Source organism: Rhodopseudomonas sp. B29, from assembly GCF_000333455.1.
GTDB lineage: Bacteria > Pseudomonadota > Alphaproteobacteria > Rhizobiales > Xanthobacteraceae > Rhodopseudomonas.
This window is the reverse complement of sequence record NZ_BADD01000538.1, coordinates 1-5,147: the sequence shown is the minus strand read 5'-3', so window position 1 is coordinate 5,147 and position 5,147 is coordinate 1. Positions and strand designations below refer to the sequence as shown.

At 64.9% G+C, this 5,147-nt stretch carries 6 protein-coding genes and 1 pseudogene; 5 read left to right on the top strand and 2 right to left on the bottom strand.

The genetic code is table 11. From position 1 onward, the window contains the following. The 4 genes and pseudogenes from I5M_RS19015 to I5M_RS18995 all read left to right on the top strand — a co-directional run. Positions 1-288: pseudogene (locus I5M_RS19015) on the top strand (hypothetical protein); the annotation flags it as partial. Positions 289-457: 169 nt separating this feature from the next. Beyond that, positions 458-1,564 carry a c-type cytochrome biogenesis protein CcmI gene (gene ccmI, locus I5M_RS19010; protein ID WP_022722845.1) on the top strand — a complete coding sequence of 369 codons (1,107 nt, stop codon included), beginning with the start codon at positions 458-460 and terminating at the stop codon, positions 1,562-1,564. A 90-nt stretch (positions 1,565-1,654) separates the two neighbouring features. Next, a complete protein-coding gene (gene ccmE / locus I5M_RS19000) occupies positions 1,655-2,158 on the top strand; it encodes a cytochrome c maturation protein CcmE (protein WP_022722843.1) in 504 nt (167 codons plus the stop codon). Next, positions 2,155-4,137 (top strand): heme lyase CcmF/NrfE family subunit, encoded by a 1,983-nt coding sequence (locus tag I5M_RS18995; RefSeq protein ID WP_022722842.1) that lies wholly within the window; start codon positions 2,155-2,157, stop codon positions 4,135-4,137. Before ccmE ends, I5M_RS18995 begins: the two co-directional genes overlap by 4 nt. Position 4,138: 1 nt before the next feature. Here the strand turns inward: I5M_RS18995 and I5M_RS30120 are convergent, their stop codons facing one another. Continuing rightward, positions 4,139-4,609: a helix-turn-helix transcriptional regulator gene (locus I5M_RS30120; RefSeq protein WP_022722841.1), complete on the bottom strand. Its 471-nt coding sequence runs from the start codon at positions 4,607-4,609 to the stop codon at positions 4,139-4,141. 10 nt (positions 4,610-4,619) lie between these two features. Beyond that, positions 4,620-4,859, bottom strand: coding sequence for a type II toxin-antitoxin system RelE/ParE family toxin (locus tag I5M_RS18985; RefSeq protein WP_022722840.1), 240 nt, complete (start codon positions 4,857-4,859; stop codon positions 4,620-4,622). Between the two features lie 114 nt (positions 4,860-4,973). Between I5M_RS18985 and I5M_RS18980 the strand changes: the two genes are divergently transcribed. Continuing rightward, the coding region (locus I5M_RS18980; protein ID WP_148287903.1) for a cytochrome c-type biogenesis protein CcmH at positions 4,974-5,147 on the top strand (174 nt) is incomplete at its 3' end.

The window sequence follows — 5,147 nt, the reverse complement described above, 5'->3', positions numbered from 1 at the left end:
ATCGATTTCGTCGCGGTGTGCCGGACCTACGCCAGCGAGCTGGCGATCAACGAAGTGACGCTGCGCACCTATTCGGAGCTGCAGCAATACGTCGAGAAATCCACCGAGGCGCTGGTTCAGTCGCTGCGGGGCTCGGACCCGAAGGTGAAACCGTTCCGCCACATGCAGGCCGAGGCGGCGATTCGGTTCTGCGAACTGCTTTTCGGCGAGGATTATGCTTCGCTGATGCACCGCGCCGTCGAAAGCGCCATGGTGGTGGTCGAGCGCAAGCCGGCGCGGGCTGGCTAACCAGCGGTTGATTCAGATCAATTTTGGCCCGGCGAGCTGCCGTAACGGTGTCGCAAATGTCAATTGCGCCGCGGTTTTGGCCGTGGTGTAAGGCGCCGACCCGGCGCATCGCGCCGCGTAAGCGCGTCCCGCGCTCCACCCGGAACCGCTCAGCCGGAATTTCGCCTCGATGACGCTCTGGTTTGTGTTCGCGATGATGACGGCCGCCGCTGCCTTTGCGGTGCTGTGGCCGCTCGGGCGCGGCAGCCGCGCGGCGCTGGCGCAGGGCACCGAAGCGACCGTCTACAAGGACCAGCTCGCCGAAGTCGATCGCGACGCGGAGCTGGGTTTGATCGGGCCGGCCGAGGCTTCCGCTGCCCGCGTCGAAATCAGCCGTCGACTGCTCGCCAGCGATGAGGCCGAACGCGCCGCGCCCGTGGCGGCGCGTCGCGGGCCACGCCGTGCGGTGGCGCTGTTCGCACTGATCGGTCTGCCGGTGTTGGCACTGGCGATCTACCTGCCGCTTGGCTCGCCGTTGCAGGACGACCAGCCTTTGACCGCCCGGAAGCAAGAGCCGCCGCAGTCGCAGCCGCTCGACGCTCTGATCGCGCAGGTCGAGGCGCATCTCGAGAAAAACCCCACGGACGGTCGCGGCTGGGCCGTATTGGCGCCGGTGCTGGCCAAGACCGGCCGGCTTCCGGATGCCGTGCGCGCCTATCGCAACGCCATCACTTACGCCGGCGACAGCGCCGAGCGTCGCGCCGATCTCGGCGAGGTGATTGCGGCCGCCGCCGGCGGCGTCATCACCGACGAGGCCAAGTCGGAATTCGAGCGCGCGGTGAAGCTCAATCCCAACGAGGCCAAGGCCAACTACTTCCTCGGCCTCGCCGCGGAGCAGGACGGCCGACCGAAGGACGCGGCTGCGACCTGGCGCGGGATGCTCGAAAAGGCCGGGCAGGACGCGCCGTGGCGGCCGATGGTGCAGGCGCAACTGGCGCGTGTTGAAGGCGCCAAGATGCCCGATCTGCCGGAGGGCGCTGCTGCCGCGGCGCAGAATATGAGCCCGGCCGAGCGCAGTGCGATGATCCAGGGCATGGTCGACAAGCTCGCCGCCAAGCTCAAGCAGAACGGCGACGACGTCGACGGTTGGTTGCGGCTGGTCCGCGCCTACATGGTGATGGGCGATGCCGAAAAGGCCAAGGGTGCTCAGGCCGAAGCCCGGCAGGCGGTCTCCGGCAATGCCGAGCGACTGAAGCAACTCAACGACGGCTTGAAGAATCTCGGGCTCGACGGCTGATGGTGCGTGTTTCGGCCAAATTGCTGCAGCAGCCTGCGGATGGCGCGATCGAAATAATCGGCGGCTACGGTCGCCAAGCGAAGGCGGATCATGACGCGTAAACAGCGGCGGTTGGTGATGATCGGCGGCGCGGGCGTGGTGCTCGCGGTCGCGGTCGGGCTGGTGCTCAATGCGCTCCGCGACTCCATCGTGTTCTTCTCGACGCCCAAGATGGTGGCCGAGCAGCACGTCGCCGCCGGCAAGCGCTTCCGGCTCGGCGGCGTGGTCGAACCCGGCTCGGTCAAGCGCGGCGATCAGTTGCAGGTGTCGTTCAAGGTCACTGACGGCGACGCGACGCTGCCGGTCGCCTTCAAGGGCATCCTGCCCGATCTGTTCCGCGAGGGGCAGGGTGTGGTCGCCGAAGGCTCGCTCGACAAGGCCGGCGTATTCGAGGCCGACACCGTGCTGGCCAAGCACGACGAGAAGTACATGCCGAAGGAGGTCGCCGACGCGCTGAAGAAGCAGGGCCACTGGAAGGACGATTACGAGAAGAAGCCGCCGAACGCGACTTCGGCCAACGCGACGTCGGCCAGTGCCGCGGAGGCCACCAAGTGATCGCCGAGGCGGGCCACTACGCGCTGGTGTTGGCGCTGGCGCTGGCGCTGATCCAGTCGACCGTGCCGTTGCTCGGCGCGCGGCTCAATGATGCGGCGCTGATGAACGTTTCGCGCTCCAGCGCGCTGGCGCAGTTCCTGTTCGTCGGCGCCTCGTTCGTGGCGCTGACCTGGCTGCACGTCACCTCCGACTTCTCGGTGCTGAACGTCTACGAGAATTCGCACTCGATGAAGCCGCTGCTCTACAAGATCACCGGCGTGTGGGGAAACCACGAAGGGTCGATGCTGCTGTGGGTGTCGATCCTGGCGCTGTTCGGCGCTCTCGTCGCCGCCTTCGGCAACAACCTGCCGCTGTCGCTGCGCGCCCATGTGCTGGCGGTGCAGGCGTGGATCGCCAGCGCGTTCTATCTGTTCATCCTGATCACTTCGAACCCGTTCGTTCGCATCGCCAATCCGCCGATCGAAGGCCGCGATCTCAATCCGGTGCTGCAGGACATCGGCCTCGCGGTGCATCCGCCGATGCTCTATCTCGGCTATGTCGGGTTCTCGATCTCGTTCTCCTTCGCCGCCGCGGCTTTGCTCGAGGGCCGGCTCGACGCCGCCTGGGCACGCTGGGTGCGGCCGTGGACGCTGATGGCGTGGATCTTCCTCACGCTCGGCATCGCGATGGGCTCGTACTGGGCCTACTACGAACTCGGATGGGGCGGCTGGTGGTTCTGGGACCCGGTCGAGAACGCCTCGTTGATGCCGTGGCTGGCCGGCACCGCGCTGCTGCACTCTGCGCTGGTGATGGAGAAGCGAAACGCGCTCAAGGTCTGGACGATCCTGCTGTCGATCCTGACCTTCTCGCTGTCGTTACTCGGCACCTTCCTGGTGCGTTCGGGCGTCCTGACTTCGGTACACGCCTTCGCCACCGATCCGTCGCGCGGCGTGTTCATCCTTGCGATCCTGTGCGTGTTCATCGGCGGCAGCCTGTCGCTGTTTGCCTGGCGTGCCTCCGCGCTGAAGCAGGGCGGGCTGTTCGCGCCGATCTCGCGTGAAGGCTCACTGGTGCTGAACAATCTGTTCCTCACCACCGCCTGCGCCACGGTGTTCGTCGGCACACTGTATCCGCTCGCGCTCGAGGTGCTGACCGGCGACAAGATTTCGGTCGGCGCGCCGTTCTTCAATCTCACCTTCGGGCCCTTGATGGTGCCGCTGCTGATCGCCGTGCCGTTCGGCCCGCTGCTGGCGTGGAAGCGTGGTGACCTTATCGCTGCGTCGCAGCGGCTGATCGCAGCCGGCGTTGTGGCGCTGCTCGCGGTCGCAGTGGTGTGGGCCTGGACGACACGGGGAGCAGCGCTGGCGCCGCTGGCGATCGGACTCGCAGTGTTCGTCATCGCCGGTGCGCTGGTCGATGTCGCCGAGCGCATCGCTTTGTTTCGGACCGCGCCGGCGATCTCGCTGCGCCGTGCTGCCGGTCTGCCGCGCTCGGCCTGGGGCACGTTGTTTGCTCACGCGGGCCTTGGCGTGGCGTTGATCGGCATCGTCTGTGAGACGACCTGGAACAGCGAGCACATCGCTGCCATGAAGCCGGGTGATAGCGCGAAGGTGGCCGGCTACGAGTTCAAGTTCGATGGCGCCACCCAGCGTCAGGGACCGAACTATCGCGAACTGCTGACCAAGTTCTCGGTGAGCGCTGATGGCCGCGCGATAGGCGCTATGACGCCGTCGAAGCGCACCTTCACGACTCGTGGCTCGTCGACGACCGAAGCGGCGTTGATGAGCCGCGGCGTCAGCCAGCTTTACATCTCATTGGGTGATATCGCGGCCGACGGCGCCGTCACGGTGCGGATCTATCACAAGCCGTTCGTGCTGCTGATCTGGTTCGGTCCCGTGCTGATGGCACTCGGTGGCTTGTTGTCGCTGTCCGACCGCCGCCTCCGTGTTGGCGCGCCGAAGCCGGCCAGAGCGCCGCGTGCCCTGCAGCCGGCGGAGTAGATTATTTCTGGCCGCGGCTCCGGCGAATTTCGGAGACAGCTTTCTTTCTTTCGGCGAAACGCACCGGATCAGCCTCCTGCATCGAAATAGCGATTGGGGCGAGAAGGTCGATTGGCACATCGAGGCTCTTTGCGATCTTGCTGTGCAATTCGAACGGCCCCTTGCGTTTTCCGTTTTCGATCTCGGATAGATAATTCTGGGTGATTCCTACGCTTACGGCGAGTTCCATCTGCGTCTTGTTTTTCCAGTCGCGCAGTACTCGCACCGGATTTTCTCCATTGGCTATGCGTTCGACGATATTTATCGGTAAAAGCGGCGCACCGCCGGCGACGGTATCTCTCGCTTGCGCCACTACACGAGCCGTACCGGCATCCTCCAAGCTCTCCCGTTCGATCTCGCGCAGCCTCTCGTATTCGGAGCGCGGAAGGATCGCGACCTCGCCTGCCGGCGTCGATTGGAATTTGACCTTCATTGCGTCCTCTTCAATCGTAGACTTCGCGACGGTGGCCGACCGCCGCCACGATGATCGTGTCGGCTTCTTCGTAGAAGATGACGCGCCAGTCTCCGACACGAAGTCGTGCGCCGGTCTGCCCTTTCATCTTCTTGATATCGCCATTCCCGGTTGCGGCAAAAACGTCGAGCTTGGCCTTGATCCGTGCTCGGATTTGAGGCGACAGCTTCAGCCACTGGCGCGTGGCGGCCGGCGTGAAAGCGATCTCCATGACGGAAATATCGCACAAAGCGATATTTCCGTCAACCGTTTCTGAGGGCTATAGCATTTGGCGGGCCGGCGTCCCTGGCGTACATAACGGCCGCAACGCAAGAGGGAGACTGCGATGAAGCGAGTAGGGGCTCTGCTTTTTGTGCTGGGACTGTTGGTCCTGTCGATCCCCTCTGCATTCGCCGTGCAGCCCGACGAGGTGATGAGCAACCCGGCGCAGGAGGCTCGCGCACGCGAGCTGTCGCGCGAATTGCGCTGCATGGTGTGCCAGAACCAGTCGATCGACGAC

Excerpts from the sequence above, each read along its gene's own strand:
- ccmI (WP_022722845.1), top strand. The coding sequence starts at position 458 with ATGACGCTCTGGTTTGTGTTCGCGATGATGACGGCCGCCGCTGCCTTT.
- ccmE (WP_022722843.1), top strand. The coding sequence starts at position 1,655 with ATGACGCGTAAACAGCGGCGGTTGGTGATGATCGGCGGCGCGGGCGTG.
- I5M_RS30120 (WP_022722841.1), bottom strand. The coding sequence starts at position 4,609 with ATGAAGGTCAAATTCCAATCGACGCCGGCAGGCGAGGTCGCGATCCTT.
- I5M_RS18985 (WP_022722840.1), bottom strand. The coding sequence starts at position 4,859 with ATGGAGATCGCTTTCACGCCGGCCGCCACGCGCCAGTGGCTGAAGCTG.